The 25,419-nt window shown below is 72.4% G+C and carries 13 protein-coding genes; 7 read left to right on the forward strand and 6 right to left on the reverse strand.

Annotated elements, in window-relative coordinates:
• Positions 1-955 precede the first annotated feature (955 nt).
• Complete coding sequence (locus tag AB0I21_RS46870) at positions 956-1,825, reverse strand: hypothetical protein (RefSeq protein ID WP_360570852.1); 870 nt, start codon at positions 1,823-1,825, stop codon at positions 956-958.
• Between the two features lie 34 nt (positions 1,826-1,859).
• Positions 1,860-2,822, reverse strand: coding sequence for a zinc-binding alcohol dehydrogenase family protein (locus AB0I21_RS46875; RefSeq protein WP_360570854.1), 963 nt, complete (start codon positions 2,820-2,822; stop codon positions 1,860-1,862).
• A 72-nt stretch (positions 2,823-2,894) separates the two neighbouring features.
• Here AB0I21_RS46875 and AB0I21_RS46880 point away from each other — a divergent pair, with 72 nt between their 5' ends.
• Both AB0I21_RS46880 and AB0I21_RS46885 read left to right on the forward strand, forming a co-directional pair.
• Positions 2,895-3,233, forward strand: a complete 339-nt coding sequence (locus tag AB0I21_RS46880) for a helix-turn-helix domain-containing protein (protein WP_344515169.1) — start codon at positions 2,895-2,897, stop codon at positions 3,231-3,233.
• Complete coding sequence (locus AB0I21_RS46885) at positions 3,230-3,802, forward strand: 50S ribosomal protein L11 methyltransferase (RefSeq protein WP_360570856.1); 573 nt, start codon at positions 3,230-3,232, stop codon at positions 3,800-3,802. The genes AB0I21_RS46880 and AB0I21_RS46885 overlap by 4 nt, the downstream gene beginning before the upstream one ends.
• Positions 3,803-4,313: 511 nt before the next feature.
• Here the strand turns inward: AB0I21_RS46885 and AB0I21_RS46890 are convergent.
• Positions 4,314-6,821, reverse strand: a complete 2,508-nt coding sequence (locus tag AB0I21_RS46890) for a Tex family protein (protein ID WP_360570858.1) — start codon at positions 6,819-6,821, stop codon at positions 4,314-4,316.
• A 175-nt stretch (positions 6,822-6,996) separates the two neighbouring features.
• On the opposite strand from AB0I21_RS46890, the gene AB0I21_RS46895 reads away from it, so the two are divergent.
• On the forward strand, positions 6,997-8,787 hold the full coding sequence (locus tag AB0I21_RS46895) for a sigma-70 family RNA polymerase sigma factor (protein WP_360570861.1): 1,791 nt from the start codon (positions 6,997-6,999) through the stop codon (positions 8,785-8,787).
• A gap of 212 nt (positions 8,788-8,999) precedes the next feature.
• Here AB0I21_RS46895 and AB0I21_RS46900 read toward each other — a convergent pair whose 3' ends face one another.
• Positions 9,000-10,367, reverse strand: a complete 1,368-nt coding sequence (locus AB0I21_RS46900; RefSeq protein WP_360570863.1) for an MFS transporter — start codon at positions 10,365-10,367, stop codon at positions 9,000-9,002.
• Between the two features lie 85 nt (positions 10,368-10,452).
• On the opposite strand from AB0I21_RS46900, the gene AB0I21_RS46905 reads away from it, so the two are divergent.
• Positions 10,453-11,400 (forward strand): TIGR03557 family F420-dependent LLM class oxidoreductase, encoded by a 948-nt coding sequence (locus tag AB0I21_RS46905; protein ID WP_360570865.1) that lies wholly within the window; start codon positions 10,453-10,455, stop codon positions 11,398-11,400.
• Positions 11,401-11,413: 13 nt separating this feature from the next.
• Here AB0I21_RS46905 and AB0I21_RS46910 read toward each other — a convergent pair whose 3' ends face one another.
• On the reverse strand, positions 11,414-15,340 hold the full coding sequence (locus AB0I21_RS46910; RefSeq protein ID WP_360570867.1) for a hypothetical protein: 3,927 nt from the start codon (positions 15,338-15,340) through the stop codon (positions 11,414-11,416).
• 128 nt (positions 15,341-15,468) lie between these two features.
• Between AB0I21_RS46910 and AB0I21_RS46915 the strand changes: the two genes are divergently transcribed.
• On the forward strand, positions 15,469-16,968 hold the full coding sequence (locus AB0I21_RS46915) for an RICIN domain-containing protein (protein ID WP_360570869.1): 1,500 nt from the start codon (positions 15,469-15,471) through the stop codon (positions 16,966-16,968).
• 12 nt (positions 16,969-16,980) lie between these two features.
• Here the strand turns inward: AB0I21_RS46915 and AB0I21_RS46920 are convergent, their stop codons facing one another.
• Positions 16,981-18,366, reverse strand: a complete 1,386-nt coding sequence (locus AB0I21_RS46920) for an MFS transporter (protein ID WP_360570871.1) — start codon at positions 18,364-18,366, stop codon at positions 16,981-16,983.
• Between the two features lie 101 nt (positions 18,367-18,467).
• On the opposite strand from AB0I21_RS46920, the gene AB0I21_RS46925 reads away from it, so the two are divergent.
• Positions 18,468-19,346, forward strand: a complete 879-nt coding sequence (locus AB0I21_RS46925) for a helix-turn-helix transcriptional regulator (RefSeq protein ID WP_360570873.1) — start codon at positions 18,468-18,470, stop codon at positions 19,344-19,346.
• A 135-nt stretch (positions 19,347-19,481) separates the two neighbouring features.
• A complete protein-coding gene (locus AB0I21_RS46930) occupies positions 19,482-25,280 on the forward strand; it encodes a ThuA domain-containing protein (RefSeq protein ID WP_360570874.1) in 5,799 nt (1,932 codons plus the stop codon).
• The last annotated feature ends 139 nt before the right edge of the window (positions 25,281-25,419 follow it).

Consider the following 25,419-nt stretch of genomic DNA (forward strand, 5'->3'; position numbering starts at 1 on the left):
TCTTAGAGTGACCACCCTCTATACCGGAGCTCCGCTGCTTCACGTCTCAGACACGCCCTTGACGAACCACCGAACCACCTAACTGAACGGCGTTGAGGCTAGAGCCCGGCGCGGGGCGGGCACGGGCCGGTCGGCCGTTTCGCGTCGCCGGCGCGAGGACGCCTGCAAAAGGCGCGTCGCCGGCGCGAGGACGTCCGTGAAGGGGAAAGGCATCGCACCTGGTCGGCGCAGATGGCTTGGATTCGCTCCCGGTCAGTGCCGGCAGCTTCGGGTGTCAGCGCGAGTGGGCTCCGCGCCAGTCGGGCTTCGGGTGCCAGCGTGAGCGGGGCGGCATCGAGAGCCTTGGGGCCTGCCGAGATCCAGGGCGGCGCGGTGCGGGACCTCCGGGGGTGAAACAGAGCGGGCGCCACGTCCCTGGGCCGCTGGTCGCGGTGCCGCTGCGGCCATCCGTGGTTGCCAACGCGGCTCCCGCGAAGGGGGCGAAAACGCTGCGCACTCGCGGCCAAATTTGCGGTGCCGGCGTGGCGATGTCCGTGGCGAGGGCGGGGGACGCCGTGTGCTCGCGCCGTTGGTCGCGGCGCCCGGGGCTAGGGCGGCTGTGAAGGGGAAAGACGTCGTGGCCGCTGTTGCGGTGCCGGGGTGAGGCGTCCGTGAAAGGGGCAAAACGTCGCGGGCCGTTGTTTGTGGTGCCGCGGTGGGGCGTCCGTGAAGGGGCAAGACGTCGCGGCCGCTGTTGCGGTGCCGGGGTGGGGGGTCCGTGACGACGGCGGAACGCCGCGTCCTCGAAGCCGCTGGTTACGGCGCTGGCGCTAGAGCGGCCGTGAAGAGGGCAACCCGGTCAGCGCGAGCGGGCCCCGGGAACAGCCAGGCTCCGGGAGAGGCGTCCTCCGGGGGTCAGCCGGGGCTTCAGGAGATCAGTCGGGCTGGGGGAAGATCGGTCGGTCTCCTGGAGGGGTCAGCGTGAGCGGGCGCCGGGGGTGAGGCGGACCAGGGCGTCGTCTGCGGACAGGACGCCCAGGGCTGATGCGTACGCCATCTCGCGGCCCCAGGAAGCGACGTCGGCCGGGGCCAGGTCGGCCACGCCCTCGACGGTTGTCAGGTGTTCGCGCAGGCCGAGCCAGCTCTCCGTCGCGGCCACGCCCTCGGGGGTGGTCTGGTCGGCCCAGTTGAAGTCGACCACGAAGTACTGCGCCAGGTAGACCGCGGCGGCGCCGATGATCGCGCCGGTGACCTGGTCGGGGACCTTGGCGCTGAGCTCGCTGTCCACCCACCACCAGGTGATGAACATCAGGAGCGCGGGCAGGATCGCGCCGAGGAGCAGGGCGCGGCGGGTCTTCGGGGCCAGGCGGGGGGTGCAGAGGCCGCGGGTGCGGGCCTCGGCGACCACGGCGCGGTAGAAGGTGCGGCGCCACCTGCGGGCCTCTGTCCAGCTGTCGAACGCCAGGCTGGTCAGGGTCGTCTCCCCGTTGACCGACAGGTGGTGGACCCGGTCGAGGATCTGCTGCTCGTACGGCGTCAGGCTCCGGCCGTCGCCCTTGCGCAGGCGGGCCGTCGTCTGCACCGGGTCGTCGCCGGTCTCGCGCAGCTCCAGGAAGCCCCGCGCGGCCAGGTCGAGCAGCGTGCTGTCGATCGCGTCCTCGTCGGAACGCCACCGGTTGACCATCAGGCTGACCACCGCCGGCGGCTCCTGTCCCGGCAGGTCGGTGCGCGCCGGCCCGGGCTCGGGCAGCCGGGGGCGGGAGCGCCAAAGGGTCACCGCCACCGCGGCGGCCCAGACGGCCAGCGCGGCGGGCACGCTGAACTCAAGGAACGGTGGCCAGTCCACGATGATCCTTCCCACGGGGGATGGGGAGATGCCATCACTCTAGCGGCTCAGCCACCACGACCTTGCCGACCATATGTCCGGATTCAACCATTTCGTGGGCACGTGTGAGCGACGCCGCGTTCAGGCCGTCCAGCCGGGTCGTCAGCGTGGAGCGGATGGTGCCGGCGTCGACGAGCGCGGCGACCCGGTCCAGCAGCTCGTGCTGGGCGATCATGTCCGGGGTCTGGAACAGCGGGCGGGTGAACATCAGCTCCCAGTGGAAGCTGATGCTCTTCGCCTTGAGCGGCAGCAGGTCCAGTCCCGCGGGCTCGTCGATCGCGGTGATCGCCCCGCCGGGCCGCAGGATCTCGGCGAAGCGCTCGATCAGGCCGGGCCGCCCCGTGCTCGGCGAGAAGATGTAGTCCACCTCCGTGGGGAGGTCGTCGTGGTGTACGACGTCGTGCGCGCCGAGCGAAAGCGCCCAGTCACGCGACTCGGCGCGGGACGCGGTGCCGATCACGGTCAGGCCGGTCAGGGCCCGCGCCAGCTGGATCATCATCGAGCCGACCCCGCCCGCGGCGCCGAGCACCAGCAGCGTGCCCGTCGACTGTTCCGAGAGGCGGAACCGGTCGAACAGCGTCTCCCACGCCGTGATCGTCGTCAGCGGCAGCGCGGCCGCCGACGCGAAGTCCAGCGAGCGCGGCTTGCGCCCCACGATCCGCTCGTCGACCAGGTGCAGCGCCGAGTTGGCGCCGGGGCGGTCGATGCTGCCCGCGTAGTACACCTCGTCGCCCGGCGTGAAGAGCGTCACCTCGCCGCCCACGGCCACGACCACCCCGGCCGCGTCCCAGCCGAGCACCCTGTCCCCGCCGCCCTTGCGGACCTTGTGGTCCACCGGGTTGACCGAGACCGCCTTCACCCGCACGAGCAGGTCCCGCGGGCCGGGTGCGGGCACCGGCAGTTCGACGTCCCTGAGGCCGTCCGCCGTGCTGATCACGGCCGGCATGTTCGTACTCATGCCGCCGACGCTATCCAAAGCGCCCTAGTTACCCGCAAGGGTGATGAGTTTCCATTGGGTACTGTTGGCCGCGTGCCCGACGACGTCTACGCGGCCTGCTGCCCGTGCCGAGACATGCTCGACCTGCTCGCCAACAAGTGGAGCGCGCTCGCCCTCGGCGCGCTGGAAGACGGGCCGCGGCGCTTCGGTAGCCTACGGACCCGACTGCAGGGCATCAGCCCGAAGGTCCTCACCGTCACCCTGCGCAAGTTGGAGGAGCACGGGTTGATCACCCGGAAGGTGTTCGCCGAGGTGCCGCTGCGGGTCGAATACGAGCTGACCCCGCTCGGCCGGGACGCGTGCGCGCCGCTCGCGCACCTGCGGACCTGGGTCGAGTCCAACATCCACCGCTTCCCGGCAGCGGCGGCATGATCCTTCCGCTGCTGCCCGAGCTCACCCTCGACCTTGCCGACGAGGACGCGGGCCTGTTCGACGCCACCGGGGGTTCGTACCGCAGCGATGAGCCCCCGCCGTTCTGGTCGTTCGCGTGGCCCGGCGGGATGGCGCTCGGTCGCTTCCTGCTGGATCAGCCGCTGTACGTGGCCGGCCGCAGCGTCATGGACCTGGGCGCCGGCTCGGGGCTGGTCGGCATCGCTGCGGCCCGCGCCGGCGCCTGCACGGTCACCGCGGTCGACACCGACCCGGCGGCCCTGGCGGCCTGCGCCCGCAACGCCCGGGCCAACGGCGTCGACATCGTCACCTCGTCCGTCCCGGTCGACGCCGAGGTCATCGTCGCCGGCGACGTCTTCTACAGCGGTCCCGTGGCCGAGCGGGTCCTCGGCTACCTGCGCCGCAGCGGCGCGGAGGTCCTGGTCGGCGACCCCGGCCGCGGCTACCTGCCCACCCGCCTGTTCGAGGCGCTCGCCACGTACGAGGTCCCGGTCCGCGTGAAACTCGAAGACCAGTGCGCGATGCGCACCACCATCTGGCGCCTCCGCTGACCGTCGCCGCATAGACACCGCGCGATCCACCCCCAGATGATCGGCCGGTGGATCGCGCAACGTCTATCTGCGAAGAGCCAGGCCCTCGACCGGCGCCCGCACCCGGCGGGTGAGCTCACAGCCAGCGCGGCGGTTCGAGACCCGCGTCGGGCGGTGTCTGGCCGAGATTGCCCGGGTTGGTCGGGGCGATGGCGGAGGATCGAGCGCCAGGTCGGCGGTCGGACGTGAGCGGAGCGCCGCCGGCGTCGATTTCCGCCGCGGCGGCGCGTGCGTCGATGGCATGCGCTCCAGCCGGCACGACCGCGCCGCCGGGCTGTCGCGGCGCCGGCACGCCGATCGACCGGCGGCGCCCGCCCGCGGCGGGCACCCGGCCTGCGGCGGGCACCCGGCCTGCGGCGGGCACCCGGCCTGCGGCGAGCACCCGGCACGCGGCGAGTGGCCGGAGTCGGTGAGTGGGTGCGGAACGGCCCGGGAGCAGGGAAATCACGCTCCCGGGCCGTCGCGGGGACTGCTACTTCTTGTTGAGGCCGTCGAGGCCCTTGTCGAGGCCCGCCCGGCGGAGTGCGTCGGCGAGGGCGCTGTTCTGCAGGCCGCCACCGTCGCGCTGGCGACCGCCACCGCCGCCGCGGGAGTCGCTGCCGCGGCCGCCCGAGCCACCACGCTGGCCGCCGGACCCGCCGGCGCCGCCCGAGCCGCCGCCGCGCTGGCCGCCGCCGGTGCCCGCACCGCCCGAGCCGCGGCCGCCGCCCGAGCTGCGGGGACCGCCGCCGCCCTGGCCGCCGCGGCCGCCAGGCGCTCCCGCGCCGCGCTGGCCGCCGGAAGGGCCGCCGCCGGGGGCGCCGGACTGCTGGGCCTCGTCGTCGAGGCGCAGGGTGAGGGAGATGCGCTTGCGGGGGATGTCGACGTCGAGGACCTTGACGCGCACGATGTCGCCGGGCTTGACGACCTCGCGGGGGTCCTTCACGAACGTGTAGGACAGCGCCGACACGTGGACCAGGCCGTCCTGGTGGACGCCGACGTCGACGAAGGCGCCGAACGCCGCCACGTTGGTGACCACGCCTTCCAGCAGCATGCCGGGGGTGAGGTCGGAGATCTTCTCGACGCCGTCGGCGAAGGTGGCGGTCTTGAAGGCGGGGCGGGGGTCGCGGCCCGGCTTCTCCAGCTCCTTGAGGATGTCGGTGACGGTCGGCAGGCCGAAGGTGTCGTCGACGAAGTCGGCCGGATTCAACCGGGCCAGGGCCGTGCCGTTGCCGATGAGGGCCTTCATGTCGGTGCCGGTCGCGGCCAGGATGCGGCGGACCACCGGATAGGCCTCGGGGTGGACGCTGGAGGAGTCCAAGGGGTCGTCGCCGTCGGGGATGCGCAGGAAGCCCGCGCACTGCTCGAACGCCTTCGGGCCGAGCCGGGCCACGTCCTTGAGGGACTTGCGCGAGCGGAAGGGCCCGTTCGCGTCGCGGTGCGCGACGATCGCGTCGGCCAGGCTGCCGCCGATGCCCGAGACGCGGGTCAGCAGGGGCGCGGAGGCCGTGTTGACGTCGACGCCGACGCCGTTGACGCAGTCCTCGACCACCGCGTCGAGGGAGCGCGACAGCTTCGACTCGGACAGGTCGTGCTGGTACTGCCCGACGCCGATGGACTTGGGGTCGATCTTCACCAGCTCGGCGAGGGGGTCCTGCAGGCGGCGGGCGATGGAGACGGCGCCGCGCAGCGACACGTCCATGCCGGGCAGCTCCTGCGCGGCGAAGGCCGAGGCCGAATACACCGACGCGCCGGCCTCGGAGACCATCACCTTGGTGACGTTGAGCTGCGGGAACTGCTTGATCAGGTCGGCGGCGAGCTTGTCGGTCTCACGGGAGGCGGTGCCGTTGCCGATCGAGATCAGCTGGACGTCGTGCTTCTGGCAGAGGGCGGCGAGGATCGCGAGCGACTCGTTCCACTTGTTCTGCGGCACGTGCGGGTAGATCGTGTGCGTGTCGACGACCTTGCCGGTGGCGTCGACGACGGCGACCTTCACGCCGGTGCGGAAGCCCGGGTCGAGGCCCATCGTGGCGCGGGTGCCGGCCGGCGCGGCGAGCAGCAGGTCGCGCAGGTTGGCGGCGAAGACCCGGACCGCCTCCTCCTCGGCCGCCTGCCACAGCCGCATCCGCAGGTCGATCCCGAGGTGGACGAGGATGCGGGTGCGCCAGGCCCAGCGGACCGTGTCGTTGAGCCACTTGTCGCCGGGCCGGCCCTCGTCGCGGATGCCGAACTTCGAGGCGATCGTCGGCTCGTACAGCGACGGGAGATCAGGATCCTGGGTGGGCTCCAGCACCAGGTCCAGCATCTCCTCCTTCTCGCCGCGGAACATGGCGAGGATGCGGTGCGAGGGCAGCTTGGTGAAGGGCTCGCTGAAGTCGAAGTAGTCGGAGAACTTCGCCCCGTCGGCCTCCTTGCCGTCGCGCATCTTCGACACGAGGCGGCCCTGCCCCCACATCGTCTCGCGCAGCGAGCCGATGAGGTCGGCGTCCTCGGAGAAGCGCTCGACCAGGATCGCCCGCGCCCCGTCGAGGGCCGCGGCGGCGTCGGCGACGCCCTTGTCGGGGTCGACGAAGACCGCGGCGGCGGCGAGCGGCTCGACGGTGGGGTCGGCGAGCAGCCCGTCGGCGAGCGGCTCCAGGCCGGCCTCGCGGGCGATCATCGCCTTGGTCCGCCGCTTCGGCTTGTACGGCAGGTAGATGTCCTCGAGCCGGGCCTTGGAGTCCGCGGCCATGATCTGCGCCAGCAGGGCGTCGTCGAGCTTGCCCTGGGTGCGGATCGACTCGATGATCGCCGTCCGGCGCTCCTCCATCTCCCGGAGGTAGCGCAGCCGCTCCTCCAGGGTGCGCAACTGGGTGTCGTCGAGCATCTCGGTCGCTTCTTTGCGATACCGGGCGATGAAGGGCACGGTCGCGCCGCCGTCGAGCAGCTCGACCGCGGCGGCCACCTGCCGCTCCCTGACACCGAGCTCTTCGGCGATCCGCGCCTGAATGGAGGTCGTCACGATCCTGCATTCTGCCCCACCCGCCACGCCCGTCGCGAAGGCAGCGCGCCGGTGAAGCCGAACGGGGACCGAACGTAGCGGGAAGGAAGCCCAACGTGACCTGGAAAAGTCGGAGAGAAAGCGTTATTGACCCTGAGCTGCTTCGTCTCCTGAATAGTTCGACAGGAGGATGCGGATGGGCACGGCCACGGTGATCGCGGCGCGGGACGGTGACCAGCGGGCGCTTGACGCCCTGGTCGCCGAGTACCTGCCGCTGATCTACAACATCGTCGGGCGGGCGTTGCAGGGGCACGCCGACGTCGACGACGTGGTGCAGGAGACCATGCTCCGGATCGTCGACGGGCTGCCGCGGCTGCGTGAGCCGGAGAGCTTCCGGTCGTGGGCCGTGGCCATCGCGATGCACCAGGTCAGGGACCGGCACCGCAGGCAGACCCAGGCGCCGCTGGTCGGTGACTGGGCCGACCCGACCGACACCGCGGACCCGGGCGCCGACTTCGCCGACCTCGCGATCACCAGGCTGCGCCTGTCGGGGCAGCGCCAGGAGGTCGCGGAGGCGACCCGGTGGCTCGACCACGACGACCGGGAGCTGCTGTCGCTGTGGTGGCTGGAGGCCGCCGGGCAGCTGGAGCGCGACGAGGTCGTCGAGGCACTGCACATCACCAGGCAGCACGCGGCGGTGCGGATCCAGCGGATGAAGGCGCAGCTCGACGCGGCCCGCGCGGTCGTGCGGGCACTCGCCGTGCGGCCCCGCTGCCCCGAGCTGCAGGCGATCGTGACCAGCTGGGACGGGCGGCCGAGCGCGCTGTGGCGCAAGCGGCTGGCCCGCCACACCCGCGAGTGCCAGCGGTGCGACCGGGCGTGGACCGACATGGTCGCCGCGGAGCGCCTCCTCGCCGGGATCTCGCTGGTGCCGGTCCCGTTCGTGTTCAGCGCGGCGGCGGCCAAGACCGGAGCGCTGACGCTGGGTGGGAGTGGCTTCAAAGCGCTCATCGCGGGCTGGTTCGGCGCCGCGAAGCCGGCCCTCGCGGGCGTCGCCGCGACCGTCGCGATCGCGGGGGCGGCCGGCGCCGTCTACGTGGCCACCAGCGGCGAGCAGAAGCCCGCGGTCGTGTCCCAGCCGGGGGAGTCGCCGTCCGCACAGCAGGGCCAGAGCGCGAGCCCCGCCGTACAAATTCCGAGCAGCGCTCCACCGTCGAGCGCGACCCCCTCGAAACAAGCGCTGCCGCCGGCTGTGAAGAGCCCGAAGAAGGGCATCAGCACCAACGGCAAGGTCAACTTCAATCAGGCGGCCGTCAAGGACATGAAGGCCGGCTGGTACTACAACTGGTCGCCGGCGCCGAGCTTCGGCGCGACCAGCGGCGTCGAGTTCGTGCCGATGGTGTGGGGCACCGCGAACGTCGACGCCGACGTCGCCAAGGCCAAGCAGAACGGCAAGGTGCTGCTCGGGTTCAACGAGCCCGACCTCAAAGAGCAGTCGAACATGAGCCCCGAGCAGGTCCTCGACCTGTGGCCGAAGCTGCAGGCGTCCGGCCTGCGGCTCGGCAGCCCGTCCGTCGCGTACGGCGGCGACACCCCCGGCGGCTGGCTCGACCGCTTCATGAGCGGGGCGAAGCAGCGCGGCTACCGGGTCGACTTCATCACGCTGCACTGGTACGGCGGCGACTTCGGACCGGACGCGCCGAACCAGCTCAAGCGCTACCTGCAGAACGTGTACAACCGGTACAAGCTGCCCATCTGGCTGACCGAGTACGCGCTGATGCGGTTCGAGAACGGCACCGTCTACCCGACCGTGGACCAGCAGGTCAGCTTCGTGAAGAGCTCCACGGCGATGCTCGAAGGACTGTCGTTCGTCGAACGGTATGCCTGGTTCATCCTGTACAGCTCGAAAACGGGCGACACCGGTCTCTACAGCAACGGCACCACCCCGACCGGGGTGGGCGCCGCCTATCGCGCAGCAGGAGGATGATCATGGACGCGAGGTCGGGTGGGGCCGCCACACTGCTCGGTGCGCTCAACGACGCCTGTGAGGATTTCCAGCGGTACGGGCAGCAGGTCGCCGCCACGCACGGCCCCATGCACTGGGAGCTGATCGGTCGCATCGGACCCGGTGAGGCGCCGTTCGCCCTGGTCGGCGTGGTGCTGCGGTACGACCGGACCACCGTCGACCTCGGCGTCGACCTATGGGTGCGGGAGGGCGCGTTCGAGGTCAGCGGCTACGGCACGGTCGACGGCCGGCGGCTGCTCATCGACCTGCCCGACGTGCTGACCGAGGACCTCGACGAGGCGATCGACGTGCTCCGCGAGTACACCCGGCGGCTGTGCTCCTACCGCAACGTGCTGGACGACGTCGCGTAACCGCCGCCGCTCACGCAACAGCGTGGCGAGCGCGAGCAGGCCCACCGCCGTGGTCGCCGCGCCGCAGGCGGCGAACGTGGCCGGTGCCCCGACGGCCTGCACCAGCGGGGCGCCCAGCAGCGTGCCGAGGGGCGTGGCCACGACGAGCACCGCCCCGCGGGCCGCCAGCACCGGCGGGAGCCGCCCGGCCGGCACCGTGCGCTGGACCAGGGACATGCTGGTCGTCGGGTACGGCGCCCACACGAGCCCGGCCAGCCCGAGCGCGATCATGTGTCCCCACAACGGGAGCGGGAGGCCGAGCGGCATGAGCAGCAGGCCGAAGGCGATCACCACGCCGATCATGACCGGCCACAGCGCCAGCCGCCGCAGGTGGCCGGTGACGACGGCGCCGATGACCGCGCCGACGCCGAACGCCATGTACACCAGCCCGATCTCGTCCACGGAGGACACGAACAGCGGCATCGCGACCGGCAGCGGGCCGAACAGCAGGAAGAACCAGAACGTCAGCACCATCGGCCCGCGCAGGCGGGGATCCCGGCGGATCGCCGCGAAGCCCTCGCTGCGTCCGTCCGCCGTCCCGCCGGCCGCCTCGGCGCCCGGCGTGTCGGCCTTGATCTGCAGGAACGACACGGCCAGGACGGCGAACGTGGCGGCGTCGACCGCGAGGACCGTGGGCGCGCCGAGGAAGGCGATCAGCAGCCCGGCGATCGCCGGCCCGGCCACCGTCGAGGCCTCCACGATGGCGGTGAGCAGCGCGTTCGCCGGCAGGTGCAGCGGGGCCGGCAGGACCTGCGCGATCACGGTGTACCGCCCGGCCGAGCCCCACGCCGACAGCAGCGCCGACAGGGCGAGCAGCGTCACGTACCGGCCGATCGACAGCCCGCCGCAGGTGGACAGCAGCGCGACGGTCCCCAGCAGCGCCGCCCGCAGGGCGCCGTCCCACGCGACGAGCAGCGCGGCGCCACGGTTGCGCAGCAGCGGCGCGAACACGACCGTGCCGACGGCGCCGGGCAGCGTGAACGCGGCGACGGCGAGCCCGACCCACAGTCCCCGCGCGTCCGCGGGCGCCAGCTGCAGCGCCAGCCACCCGACGGCGACCGCGCTCATGCCGTCACCCAGGGCTGAGAGCACCAGCCCCGGCAGGACCCGGTTGAGCACGGGGTGCCGGATCACCTGTAGATAGGGAGACATCGATTGATTCTCGCCCATGCGCTGGGCATTCTCCAAGAATGATGGTTAGGCGCGTAACGCTCGCCACACGGGGTATCCGGAAGCCATGGTCAACTTCGGTTACACACTGATGTGTGAGCAGACCGGGCCCAGCGAACTCGTCGACGACGCGGTGCGCGCGGAGGAGGCGGGGTACGACTTCGCGGCCGTCTCGGACCACTTCAACCCGTGGCTCGTCGAGCAGGGGCACTCGCCGTTCGCCTGGTCGGTGCTCGGCGCCGCGGCGTACGCCACCCAGAACCTCGAACTGATGACCATGGTGACCTGCCCGACCCGCCGCTACCACCCCGCGGTCGTGGCCCAGCAGGCGGCGACGGTCGGCGCGATGTCACAGGGCCGCTTCACGCTCGGCCTCGGCTCGGGGGAGAACCTCAACGAGCACGTCGCCGGCGCGTGGCCGCACCGCACCCAGCGCCACGAGATGCTCGCCGAGGCCATCGAGATCATCAGGCCGCTGCTGGCCGGCGAGACCGTGCACCACGGCGGCACCTACTTCGACGTGCCCGAGGCGCGGCTGTGGGACCGCCCCGACGAGGGCGTGCCGGTCGTCCTGGCCGTCTCCGGCGACGATTCGATGCACCTGGCGGAGCCGCTCGACGGCACCGTCGCCGTCACGCCCGACGCGTCGCTGCGGCTGCCGGGCCGGCCCGCCTACGGGCAGGTCGCGCTCTGCTATGGGCCCGACGAGTCGGAGTGCCGCAAGCGGGCCCTGGACCAGTGGCGCTGGTTCGGCCTGCAGTGGCCGGTCCTCGCCGAGCTGCCGGACCAGCGCGCGTTCGACGACGCCGCCGCGTTCGTGACGGAGGACGACGTCGCCGCGGCCGTGCCGTGCGGCCCCGACGTGGACCGGCACGTCGCGGCGGTCCGCAAGTACGTCGACGCCGGCTTCACCCACGTCGCGCTGGTCCAGATCGGCGGCGGCCACCAGGAGGAGTTCCTGACCTGGTCGCGCTCCGAGCTCCTCCCGGCGCTGCACGCGACGGCCGGCGCGTAACCGCCGGCCGCCTCTACACGCCGCCGGGGCGCAGCCGCGGGAGCCTGGAGTCGACGTCCGGCACCGAGTAGCCCAGCGCGCGCAGGCGGCTCGACACGTCCTCGATCGGCTTGCGGATCTTCTGCGCCGCGGCGAGGAGATGGTTGAGCGGCACCGGCTGGCTCGCGTCCAGCCACGGGCGGGAGCCGTCCAGGTCGGTGCTGGCGAGGAGGAGGTCGTTGGGCTTCACCGAGTCGACCTGGATGCTGCTGAGGTCGACGTCGACGTTGTAGCCCAGCGTCTCCAGCCGCGCCGCGATCTCGTGCACCGGCCGGCGCACCCGGCGGGCCGCCTGCAGCAGGTGCGGCAGCGGCACCTGCTCGTCGAGGTCCAGCCACGGCTGCGAGCCGTCCAGGTCCCGGCTGGTGATCAGCAGGTCGTCGGGCTCCACCTGGTCCAGCGACGGGCCCGCGCCGTGCAGGCTCACCGCGTAGCCGAGGAACGTCAGCCGGGCCGCGATGTCGTGCACGCTGCGCCGGGTCCGCTGCGCCGCCCGCAGGATGCGGATCGTCGGGACCGCCTTCATCGGGTCCAGCCACGGGTCCGAGCCGTCGAGGTCCTCGCTGGTGATCGTCAGGTCGTCGGGCTCCAGGTGGTCGATCAGGATCGCGTCCGGGTCGACGTCGACGCGGTACCCGACGGCGGCGAGCCTGGTGGCCACGTCGGCGACGTCACGGCCGGTCGCCTCCGTCGCGCGCAGCAGGTGGATCAGCGGCACCGGCCGCGCCGGGTCCAGCCACGGCTGCGAGCTGTCCAGGTCGCGGCTGGCCAGCTGCAGGTCCTCCGGCTCCAGCTTCACGGTCTCCAGGGCGTCGAGGTTGCCCCCGAGCGTGAACCCGAAGGCGCGCAGCCGCGCCACCACCTCCGCCACCGGCCGGCCGGTCCGCTCGGCGGCGCGCAGCACGTGCACCGGCGCCACCTCCTCGTGCAGGTCCAGCCACGGTGACGTGCTGTCCAGGTCGCGGGAGATGAGCACCAGGTCGTCGGGCTCGACGGTCAGCGCCTCCCAGCCGGGCTCCAGCGGGTAGCCGAGCAGCGCCAGCCGCGCCGCGGTCTCGTCGGCCGGCAGGTCGACCTTGTGCGCGGCGCGCAGTATGTGCAGCCGCGTCACCGGCTCCCGCGGGTCGAGCCACGGGTGCGAGCCGTCGAGGTCCCGGCTGGCGATCGTCAGGTCCTTCGGGCCGAACTGCTCGATCGGCAGCATGTCCACGTCGACGTCCACGTCGAAGCCCAGCTGCCGCAGCCTCGCGACGATCTCCTGGATGGGGCGGCCCGTCTTGTGTGCCGCCCGCAGCAGGTGTACGAGATGCACCGGCTGGTCCGGGTGCATCCAGGGACGGGTCCCGTCGACGTCGCGGCTGGTGAACACCAGGTCGTCGGGGTCGACGCCCACCTGCGCGGCGCCCACCGACGGCTCGTAGCCCAGCTGGTCGAGCCGGGCCGCGATCTCCGGCGCGCTCCGCCCGGTCTTGCGCGCCGCCCGCACCAGGTGCACCAGCGGCACGATGTCGACCGGGTCCAGCCAGGGGCCGGTGCCGTCGACGTCGACGCTGAGCAGCAGCGCGTCCGACGGCCGGGAGCGCAGCGCCCGCTTCCAGTCCGCGCCCGGCTTGAGCACCTTGCGGTAGCGCCCGCCGGCGGCGAGCGCGGTCAGCCGCCACTCGACCAGCTCGTCGGGGCCGCCGACCGGCCCGTCGTTGGCCACGAAGCAGCCGGTGACGGACGCGTCGACGGTCTCGCCGTCCATGTCCCACCTACCGTGGCCGCGCTCGATCGCCTGCTCGAAGATGAGGTCCGCGACCAGCGGCCGGATCGGCGCCAGGCGGCACAGCCACTCGTAGCCGAGCAGCGTCGTGCCCGGCGCGGTCAGGGCCGGCACCGCCTCCCACAGCAGCCGGTCGACGTCGTCCTCGCGGTACGCCAGGATCTTCGTCCGGTCGACCGACAGCCGCGGCGCGAGGTCCCGGTTCAGGTTGACCACCGCGCCGAAGATCTCCTTGCCGGCGTAGAGACCGTCGGCGAGCAGCGCGCCGGTGCCCTTGCACCACCACACCCGCGACCCCTCGGCCGCGACCACGCCGACGCCGACACCCTCCTCGTCCTCGTCCTCGTCGTCGAGGGCGGTCGCCGCCTCCGACAGCTCCCCGGGCGCCCACTGCTGGGTCTCGACGCCGTCGGTCGCGTCGGTGCCGAACTCGGCCACCCACAGCAGCTTGCGCAGCTCCTCCACCGACGCGACGGTCACGCCGTCGCGCAGGTGCAGCCGCACCGTGGTGCCCGAGTCGGTGCCAGGCCCCAGGTCCTGGATGCGGAACAGGCTGCCCGGCCCCGCGATCGACACCCGCAGCCGCTCGCCGGCCTGCCCGTCGCGGCCCATCCGGCAGGTCTCGACGGTCAGCTCGTCGGCGAGCATGAAGTAGCTGAGCACGCCGATGCCGAACCGGCTGTTGGGGAACAGCTGCACCGGCGGGTCGAGCCGGGCCCACTCGGCCTGCTCCTCGAGGAACTCCGGCAGGTCCGCCAGCCGCACGCCGGCCTGCGAGAACACCTCGCTCAGCTCGCGGACGCCCATGCCGATGCCGTTGTCCACGCAGTCCAGGAACGGCCGGCCGGACTCGTCGACGCCCTGCTCGAAGCGGATCCGGCCGCTCCACGCGTCGGGGGCCGCGGCGGTGGTGCGGGCCAGGAACTCGGTGCGCGCCTCCCGGTAGCGGCACGCGTCGAGGGCGTTCTGGTACAGCTCCCGGATCGCCAGGGCGGGGTCGCCGTAGAGCTGCTCGCCCATCAGCAGCTCCCGCACCCGGTCCTCGGCGAGCCGGAACCGCACGCCCGCGGACTGGTAGGCCGGGACACCGCCGACGACCGCCGGGCGCACCTCGTCGGTCGCGGCCCGGTTGGGCAGGTGCCGCAGCGCGGCCAGGGAGTCGTCCCGGGCCGCCGCCCGCTGGGCCTCGGCGAGCAGCTGGTTGAGCGTCTCGATGTGGACGCGCAGCGCCACCTCGATCGAGGGGTGGGCGCAGTCGGCGGCGAGCACCAGCGTCGCGCCGCGCAGGTCCCAGCGGGCCGCGTGCACCGTCTCGATCACCTGGCCCGGCGTGACCGGGTCGCCGATGCCGAGGTGCTCGCCGATGACCTCCGGCAGGACCGTCGCCTCGATCGCCAGCCAGCGGGCGATCGTCAGCAGGAACGCGACCAGCCGCTCCCGCGTGCCGTGCCGGTCCTGCGAGACCAGCGCCTCGGGCCGGTCGTGCCGGTTGAGGAACGCCGGGTCGGCGCGGATCGCCCGCAGCAGCTCCGCCAGGCGCTTCTGCGGCTCGTCGTCCAGCGCGCCCGCCAGGTCCTGCGTCTGGCCCTCCGGCCCCCTGATCAGCGCCTCGATCGTCGCCGGCTGATACGCGGCGGGGCGCCGGCCGATCCACCGGTGCAGCAGCCACCAGCCGAGCTCCGCGGCCGCCTCCCGCCGGCCCGCGCGGATCGCGACGAGGGCGCGGCGGTGCGGCTGCGCGTAGGTCTGGGAGAACCGCTCGAACGCGGCCCGGTCGCTGGACGCGTCCTGGGACGGCTCGAGGTCGCCGGGGTGCACCCCGCGCTCGGCGGCGGCGATGCCGGCCCACAGCGCGTCGTGCAGGAACGGGGTCGTCACCAGCAGTGCCGCCTCGGCGCCGGTGAGCCGCTCGCCCTCCGGCAGGAAGCCGACCAGGCTCTTCACCTGCTCCGACATGCGCAGCGCGAAGTCGCCGTCCTGCCACGGGTCGTCGGGCAGTGCGGCCGCGGACCGTCTGCGCGCCGCGGCGAGCTGGCGCACGAGCGTCACCGCGCGGTCACGGTGGGCCGCGCCGTCGGTCACCCGCCCCCACACCTCGTGCTGTGCAGCGAACGTTTCCCAGCCGTCAGGAGCCATGCGGGAAAACTTACCGGCCAATCGCAACGGACCGCTCCTGTTGGGGCCGAACGGCCGGTCGCGCGTTGTTGCTTTCGCAGGCTACGGTGCAGCGGGCAGTGATGGTCGTTGGAAGGAGCACGTCGGGTATGTCCGTCGCTGAAGACGGCAACGAGCAGGAACCGCGTGCGGACCGGGCGGCGCGGCATCGCGTCCCGCCGACGGCCTCCGCGACCGCGAAGGTCCCCCTCCTGCCGGAGCCGTTCAACCCGGCGAAGCCGACGTTCCCGGCCGGCGCGGCGATCCCCCGCCAGCGGCGCGGCGGCCCCACGGCGATCGCGACCGCTTCGATCCCGGTCACTCCCGTCGAGGACGACCGGCCGGACTTCGACGCCCTCTTCGCGGACGCCCTGGGCGACGAGCCCGAACCCGAGCCGGAACCCGCTCCGGCCCCGTCGTCCGAGGCGCCGTCCCTCGACACCGTCGCTCCTGACGCCGATGGTCCTGACGCGGCCGGTCCGGAGACCGATGATCCTGAACAGGGGGACGACCCGGCGACCGTCGGGACGCTCGCCGGTGAGCTCAGGGCGAGCGCCGCGGAGTCGCTGCCGCCGGTCGACGAAGAACCCGCCGAGCCCCTTGTGCCCGCTGTGCCCGTGGCGCTGGCCAAGCCCGCCGCCGAGGCCCCGGCGCTCGTGGACCCGGCCGCCTTCGATCCGGCCGGGCTCGACCCGGCCGCCGACGAGCCGGAGGATGCCGCTGTACCGGCGGCGCCGCCGGTCGGGGTGGCGCCGGTGCTGCTGGCCCCCGACGACTCGCCGACCGTGGCCGACTACGTGCCGCCGGCCATCGCGATCGTCACCGACGACCCCGCCGACACCGACGACGGCCCCGACTACCGCGGCGCCCGCCGCCGGAACGCCGCCTGGCGCCGGTACCCGGTCGGCGCGGTCGCCGTCGCCGTCCTCATCCTGCTGGTCACCGCCGCGGTCGTGCTGCAGCTGGTCAGCAGCGGCGACCACGGCACCCCGGTCTCCGCCGACGCCAGCCCGCAGCGCTACCCGGGCATCGGCGGCCTGCCGGAGCTGACCCGCGACGCCGGCGCGTCACCGTCCGCGACCCCGTCGGGCACCCGGTCGTCGGCGAGCCCGACGCCGAGCCGGTCGAAGTCCTCGGCACCCGCCGTCCCGCCGCCGAGCGCCTCGGCGTCCCCGTCGAAGCCGGCCAGCGCCGCCCCGCCGCCACCGCCGCAGGTGACGACGGGCCAGCTCGTCGGCGTCGGCTCGCGCATGTGCCTCGAGTACCGCTCCGGCCAGAACAACCAGGCCGTCATCGACGCCTGCGACCGCGCCGGCTCGCGCAACACCAACCAGCGCTGGACGATCCGGCCGGACGGCAGCATCCGCGCCGACGGCGGCTGCCTCGACGTCGCCAACGCCGGCAAGGGCAACGGCAACGCCGTCCAGCTCTACTCCTGCAACGGCACCGTCGCCCAGCAGTGGACCTTCCGGGGTGACGGCACGCTGGTCAACCCCAACTCGGGCCGCTGCCTCGACGTCGCCAACGGCGGCACCGGGGCCGGCACCCAGGTCATCATCTGGGACTGCACCGGCGCCGCCAACCAGCGGTGGACCCGCCAGCCCTTCTGACGCACCGTCGCGTCACCGGGACGGTCTGGGGATCAGGAGGCTCGCCGCGGTGGCCACGAGGGTGGCGACGGCGAGGGTCAGGTCGGTGGTCGCGGCCGCCGACGGGGACGGGACCAGGGACAGGTACACGCTGCCGAAGGTGGCGACACCCAGGACGGCGGCGAGCTGGGTGACGGTGGCGACGACACCGCTGGCGTCGCCGGCGAGCGCCGGCGGGACGTGGGTCAGGGCGACCCCGATCAACGGGCTGAAGGCGGCGCCCAGGCACAGGCCGTAGAGGGCGCTCACCGAGAGGTAGGCGACGCCCAGCGGGCGGCCGTCGCGGATGGTCCAGGCCATCCAGGCGTACGTGACGGTGACGACGACCAGGGCGACGGTGATCGCGGGGCGGTGCCAGGACGCCGGGAGACGGCGCCAGTTCAGGCTGCTGAGACCGAAGGCCAGGGCGGCGGGGACCAGGACCAGGCCGGCCTTCGCGGGCCCGTAGCCCAGGTCCGACTGGGTGTGCAGGCCGAGCGTGAAGAGGAAGCCGGCGTAGGAGGCCATCACGGCCAGGATCGCCAGGGCCGCCGGCACCAGGCCCGGTGAGCGCAGGACCACGCCCGAGATGAGCGGCGCCGGGCTGCGGCGCTGGACGAGCGCGAACGCGGCGAAGAGGGCGGCGCTCAGGGCGAGACCGGCCCAGGTCCACGGCGGCCAGCCGGACCCGTGGCCCAGGACGAGCGGCAGGACCAGGGTGAACACCGCGGCGGCGAGGGTCAGCACGCCGAGCGGGTCCAGGCGGCGGGTGTCGGTGCCGGGGTCGGACGGCAGATGGCGGCGGCCGAGCAGGAGCAGGATCACGCCGATCGGGACGTTGACCAGGAAGACGGGGCGCCAGGCGGTGCCGAAGAGGTCGGCGCCGGTGAGGAAGCCGCCGGCGGACTGGCCGACAACGGCCGCGCCGGCGAGGACGGCGCCATAGAGGCCGAGGGCGCGGGTGCGGGCGGGGCCGGCGAAGGTGCGCTGGATGATGCTGAACACCTGCGGCACCATCAGGGCGGCCGCGATCCCCTGCAGCAGGCGGCAGGCGATCAGCGTGCCGGTCGACGGGGCGAGGCCGCACAGCAGCGACGCGGCGGTGAAGCCGGCCAGGCCGGCCCGGAAGGTGCGGCCGTGGCCGTGGCGGCCACCGAGGCGGGCGCCGGTGACGAGCAGGACGGCGTAGGCGATGGCGTAGCCGGCGACGACCAGCTGCAGGCCGGCGCCGGAGGCGCCGAGGTCGGTGCGGATCGACGGCACCGCCACGTTGACGATCGAGACGTCGAGGACGGCCATGAACTGCCCGCCGAGGATGGTCGCCAGAAGCACGCCACCGGTCCGTGCGGTGGCCGGCGGGCTGTCGGTTAGAACGGTCATGGAGCCACCCTCCGGCGGCGCCGGTGCCGGTGAGGAGAGCCCGCTCATCCTGGTACCGGCAGCACCTGGCACCGGGATGGGCGCCGCCCGAAGATGGAGGCATGACGACGTCCCGCGCCGAGCTGGCCGCGTTCCTGCGCTCGCGACGGGCCAGGATCAGCCCCGCCGACGTGGGCCTGCCGCCGGGCTTCCGGCGCAGGACGCCGGGGCTGCGCCGGGAGGAGCTGGCGCAGCTCGCCGGGGTGGGCGTCACCTGGTATACGTGGCTGGAGCAGGGCCGCCCGATCAACGCGAGCGTGCAGGTCCTGGACGCGATCGCGCGCACGTTGCGGCTCGACGAGGCCGAGCGGGAGCACCTGTACCGGCTGGCCGACGTCCCCGCGTTCACCGCGCAGCCCGCCGGCTGCCCCCTCGAGCCGCAGGTGCAGCTGATCCTGGACAGCCTGACGCTGCCCGCCTGTGTCTACAACGGACGGTACGACCTGCTCGCCTGGAATCCCGTCTACGCCGGCCTTTTCCCGGATCTCGTGAGCCGGAAAGAAACCGAGCGGAATGCCTTATGGCATTTGTACATGACGCCGAATTGCTGCATGCCATTCGTGAATCTGGCCGATGAGCTGCCGTTGATGACGGCGACGATGCGGGCCAACTTCGCCCGGCATCTCGGCGAGCCGGCCTGGGAGAATCTCGTGCGCGACCTGTCCGCGGCCAGCCCGGCGTTCGCGGCGGCGTGGCAGTCGCACGACGTGGCCGTGCCCGGCAGCCGGTTGAAGATCTTCCGCCACGCGGACGTCGGTGACCTGCGGCTTTCCACCCAGAGCATGCTGCTCGCGGGGACGCCCGAGGCCCGGCTCATCGTCTACACCCCGGCCGACGAGGCGACCGCGGCCGGGCTGGCGGGGCTTCCCGGGCTGCGTCCGTTGACCGGCGCGTGTACCGGACATGGTGTGGCTCTATCCCGGGACGCCCTGCGCCGCTAGTTTGTTAGGTAACACAACGAACCACCGCACGGGCCGGTCGACTCCTCGGCGGGATGACCCCGGTCCCATTACGCACGGCGGTTTCGGCGAACCGCTTTGCGCAGCGACCTGTGTCCACCCCGCACAAGGAGCTCCGTGTTCACCCAACGCCGGCGCGCGGCACGCGCGCTATTCAGCCTTGCCTGTTTATCCCTGACCACGACCGCGGCCGTCGCACTCCCGGCTGTCGCATCCGCTGAAACCGTCCCCGTCCAGGCGCCCCAGGCGCCGCAGGCGCAGGCCGTCGAGCCGTTCGACGTGCTCGTCTTCTCCAAGACCGCCGGGTTCCGGCACGATGCCATCCCCGCCGGCATCACCGCCATCAAGCAGCTCGGTGCCGCCAACGGCTTCACCGTCGACACCACCGAGGACGCCGGCGCGTTCACCGACGCCAACCTCGCCAAGTACGAGGTCGTCGTCTGGCTGTCCACCACCGGCGACGTGCTCGACGCCACCCAGCAGGCCGCGTTCGAGCGCTACATCCGGGCCGGCGGTGGCTACGCCGGCGTCCACGCCGCGAGCGACACCGAGTACGACTGGCCCTGGTACGGCGAGCTCGTCGGCTCGTACTTCACCAGCCACCCGGCGCAGCAGCAGGCGACCATCAAGGTCGAGGACCCGGCGCACCCGTCCACAAAGGACCTGCCGGACCGCTGGAGCCGCTACGACGAGTGGTACAACTTCCGCGCCAACCCGCGCGGCAAGGTGCACGTCCTGGCCAGCCTCGACGAGACCAGCTACACGCCGGGGACCGGGGCCATGGGCGCGGACCACCCGTTCTCGTGGTGCCGCGACTACGACGGCGGGCGCTCCTGGTACACCGGCGCCGGCCACACGCAGGAGTCCTACAGCGACCCGCTGTTCCTCTCGCACCTGCTCGGCGGCATCGAGACCGCCGCGGGCGTGCTGAAGTCGGACTGCAGCGCCACGCTGACCAGCAGCTTCGAGAAGGTCACGCTGGACAGCAACACCAACAACCCGATGGAGCTCGCGATCGCCCCAGACGGCCGCGTGTTCTACATCGAGCGGGACGGCCGGGTGCAGATCGTCAAGCCCGACACCCACACCACCGTCACGGCCGCCACGATCCCGGTGTTCACCGGCAACGAGGACGGCCTGCTCGGCATCACCCTCGACCCGGGCTTCGCCCAGAACCACTGGGTCTACCTGTACTACGCGCCCAACGGCGGCGGCCCGCGCAACGTGCTGAGCCGCTTCACGGCCGTCGGTGACACGCTCGACCTGAGCAGCGAGAAGCAGCTGCTGCAGGTCGACACGCAGCGCAACACGTGCTGCCACGCCGGCGGGACCATGACGTTCGACAGCGCCGGCAACCTGTACCTCGCGACCGGTGACAACACGAACCCGTTCGAGTCCGACGGCTACGCCCCGATCGACGAGCGGGCCGGCCGGCAGGACTACGACGCGCAGCGCACCTCCGGCAACACCAACGACCTGCGCGGCAAGGTCATCCGGATCAAGCCGCAGGCCGACGGCACGTACACGGTCCCGCAGGGCAACCTGTTCCCGGCCGGCACGGCCAAGACCCGGCCCGAGATCTACGCGATGGGCTTCCGTAACCCGTTCCGTATCGGCGTCGACCCGAAGACCAACACGCTCTACGTCGGCGACTACGGCCCCGACGCCGGTCAGCCCAACCCGAACCGCGGCCCCGGTAACACCGTCGAGTGGAACATCGTCGGGCAGCCCGGCAACTACGGCTGGCCGTACTGCACCGGCGCGAACGTGCCCTACCGCGACTGGACGTTCCCGTCCGGCCCGGCCGGCCCCGCGTTCGACTGCGCCGCACCGGTCAACAACTCGCCCAACAACACCGGCCTGACGAACCTGCCGCCGGTCATCGCGGCGACCGTCGATTACGACTACGACGCCAACCCGCGCTTCCCCGAGATCGGTGGCGGCGGCGCACCGATGGGTGGCCCCGTCTACCGCTACAACGCCGACTCCACCTCCGAGACGAAGTGGCCGGCGTACTACGACGGCAAGGCCATCTTCGGCGAGTGGAACCAGAACAAGCTGTACACGATGCAGGTCAGCGCCGACGGTAAGTCCCTTGTGGACATCAACCAGCTGCTGGCCGGCATGAGCACGATCCGGCCGATGGACATGGAGTTCGGCTCCGACGGCTCGCTCTACCTCATCGAGTGGGGCACCGGCTTCGGCGGCAACAACGACGACTCCGGCGTCTACCGCATCGACTACATCGCCGGTGACCGGGCCCCGATCGCCCAGGCGGCGGCCAACCCGACCAGCGGCCCCGCGCCCCTGGCGGTGAACTTCTCCAGCGCCGGCTCCCGCGACCCCGACGGGCAGCAGATCACGTTCGCGTGGGCGTTCGGCGACGGCGGCACGTCCACCGAGCCCAACCCGACCCACACGTACACGAGCAACGGCAACTTCACCGCCCAGCTGACGGTCACCGACTCGGAGGGCCGCAGCGCCACCGCGAACGTGCCCGTCACCGTCGGCAACACCGCGCCGAAGGTCACCATCACGCTGCCGCCCAACGGCGGCTTCTACGAGTGGGGCGACCAGGTCGCGTTCACCGTCACCGTCACCGACCCGGAGGACGGCACGGTCGACTGCTCGAAGGTCCAGGTCCAGTACCTGCTGGGCCACGACGAGCACGCCCACCCGCTCAACCAGCTGACCGGTTGCAGCGGCACCATCCAGACGTCCCTGGCCAGCGGGCACGGCGCCGACGCGAACGTGTTCGCCGTCATCGAGGCGTCCTATGTGGACAAGGGTGGCGCCGGCGGTGCCGCTCCGCTCACCGGGCGGTCGCTGGTGCAGCTGCAGCCGAAGCGCAAGCAGGCCGAGTACTTCGCGGCCACCGGGCGGGTGCCGGGCTCGACCGCCGGCGGCGACCCGGGCGTGCGCACCGAGACGACCGGTGACCCGCAGGGCGGCTTCCAGAACATCGGCTTCGTCGAGGAGGGCGACTGGTTCTCCTTCGCCCCGGCCAACCTCACCGGCATCACCCAGCTGCGGATCCGCGCCGCGTCCAACAACGCCAGCGGCGGCACGATCCAGGTCCGCACCGGCGCGCTCGACGGTCCCGTGGTGGGCTCCGTCGCGGTGCCGGGCACGGGCGGCTGGCAGACCTATGTGGACCTGACCCTCGACGTCACCCCGAGCACCTCCAGTGGGCCGCTGTACTTCATCGCCACCGGATCGGGCGCGGGCTACAACGTGAACTGGGTCGACTTCATCGGCCGCGGCGTGACGGACAACGCGCCGCCGGTGGTCACCGCGACCGCCACCCCGCCGACCGGGACCGCGCCGTTCAACGTCGCGTTCACCGGCTCGGCCACCGACGCCGAGGGCGACACGCCGCTGACCTACGCGTGGGACTTCGGTGACGGCGGCTCGGCCACGACCGCGAACGCGAACCACACCTACACGGCACCCGGCACCTTCACCGCCACGCTGACGGTCACCGACGCGCGCGGAGCGAAGGGCTACAAGAGCGTCACCGTCAAGGCGGAGGCGCCGAACACGTCCTGCTTCGGCGCGAAGTCCGACGACTTCCTCGGGTCCACGCTGGACCGTGCGAAGTGGACGGTCGTCCGGGAGAACCAGACGTTCTCCGTCGCGGGCGGCTCGCTGATCCTGCCGACCGGCGCCGGCGACCTCTACGGCAGCCGCAACGACGCGACCAACCTGGTGCTGCAGCCGGCACCCGGCGGCGCGTGGCAGGCCACCACCAAGGTCACCCTGACCGCGGCGGAGAACTACCAGCAGGCGGGCCTGATCGTCTACGGCGACGACGACAACTACGCCAAGGTCGACCTGCTCTACAGCGGCTCCCGCCGGGTCGAGTTCATCCGGGAGAGCGCCGGCACGCCACGCAACGAGAGCGCCGACGCGATCAACGCCCAGGCCGGTGACACGTACTACGTGCGGATCGCCTCCGACGGCACCAACCTGACCGCGTCCTACTCCACCGACGGCACCACGTTCACCCCGGTCGGACGGTCCGCGGCGCTCGCCGGGATCGCCAACCCGAAGGTCGGCCTGTTCGCGCTCAACGGCGGCACCACCGCGGCGGTCGTGAACGCGAGCTTCGACTACTTCCAGCTGGTCCCGGACGAGCCGGCCGGCGCGGTCAACCCGAACGACGAGTTCACCGGGTCCACGCTGGACCACTGCCGGTGGAACGCCATCGTGCGGGAGGACTCCACGAAGTACCGGGTCGCGAACGGTGCACTGCAGATCGACGTCCCCAACGGCGACGTCTACGGTTCCGACAACTCCAACCCGTCCAACTTCATCCTGCAGAAGGCGCCCACGGGTGACTTCACGCTGGACACGAAGATCGACGGCTCGCTGTTCAACGAGCAGTACCAGCAGGGCGGCCTGATCGTCTACGGCGACGACGACAACTACGTCAAGTTCGACTTCGTCGCGGACAACCAGGCGGGTCAGACGGTCTCGCGGCGCATCGAGTTCCGCAGCGAGATCGCCGGGGCCGTGCAGAACCCGCAGCCCGGGGCGAACAACCTGACCGCCGCGGTCTGGTACCTGCGCCTGGCCAAGGTGGGTAACGTCTACACCGCCTCGTACTCGGCGGACGGCGTCACCTACACCGCGCTGGAGCCGCTCACCAACGCCGCGGTGGCGAACAGCGCCAAGGTGGGCCTGTACACCCTCGGCGCCGGGCAGAAGGCGTCGAAGCCGGCATCGTTCGACTACTTCCGGATCAGCACCGCCGTGGTGGACACGACGGCACCCGTCGCCACGTCCACTGTGGATGGTCCGCAGTCGAACGGCTGGTACACCGGGCCGGTCACCGTGACCCTCGCGGCGACCGACAACGCTGGCGGCTCGGGCGTCGACAAGATCGAGTACCAGGTCGACGCCGACAGCACCTGGACGGCCTACACCGCCCCGGTCGCCATCAGCGGTGACGGCACGCACAGCGTCAAGTTCCGCGCGTCCGACAAGGCCGGCAACGTCTCCGCCGTGCAGACGGCGACCGTGAAGATCGACGCGACCGCGCCGGTCACCACGGCGGCGTTCGCGCCGGCGTCCGACGCCGGCTGGCACAACGGGGCCACCCCGGTGACCCTCGCGGCCACCGACGCCGGCTCCGGCGTGACCAAGGTTGAGTGGTCCCTGGACGGCGGCCCCTGGACGCCGTACACGACGCCGGTCAACGTCACCGGCAACGGCCAGCACGAGCTGCTCTACAAGGCCACCGACGCGGCCGGCAACGCGGAGACGCTCAAGTCGGCGATCCTGAAGATCGACGGCACCGCGCCGACGGTCATCGTCGCCGGCCTCGCCGACGGCCAGCTCTACGGCGACAGCCAGGACGTCCGCGTCACCTGGCAGGCCATCGACCCGGTCTCCGGGATCAGGTCCGTCACCGGCTCGCTGGACGGCGGCGCCTACCAGACCGGCACCCTGCAGGCGATGTACGAGCTCGACCTCGGCCTGCACGAGCTGGTCGTCGTCGGCACCGACAACGCCGGCAACGCCACCACCAGCACCGTCCGGTTCTTCGTCACCACCTCGTTCCGGGACATGCAGAACCTGCTGGACCGGTTCAAGGCGACGAGCCGGCTGACCAGCAAGGCGTACACCCAGCTGTCGGACCAGCTCGCGAAGGTCCGCAAGTTCGAGGCGAACGGCAACGACACGAAGGCGCTGAAGGAACTGGCGACCTTCCGTGGCCTGCTGACCGCCAAGCTGGTGCCCGAGGCCGAGGTGCGCGACACGCTGATCCGCGACGCGGACGCGATGACGTTGCGGCTCGGCGGTACCCCGCCCAGCAACGCCGGCGTGAAGGCCAATGCCGGCAAGTCCCTGCAGGGCACGGGCCGGCTCGACGTGGACCCGAGCCGGGTGAAGAAGAACGGCAAGCTGTGAAGGTTGTGCTCGCGCTGCTGATGATGGCGGCGTTGACGTTCGCCCCCGGCGACCTCAGTCTCGAGGTCGCCGGGGACGGCGCCGAGGGGGTGACCGTCCGCGCGTTGAGTGCGGACGGCCGCCCCGCCGAGGGCGACAT

It is taken from the genome of Dactylosporangium sp. NPDC050588, from assembly GCF_040654975.1.
In the GTDB taxonomy this organism is placed as follows: Bacteria; Actinomycetota; Actinomycetes; order Mycobacteriales; family Micromonosporaceae; genus Dactylosporangium; species Dactylosporangium maewongense.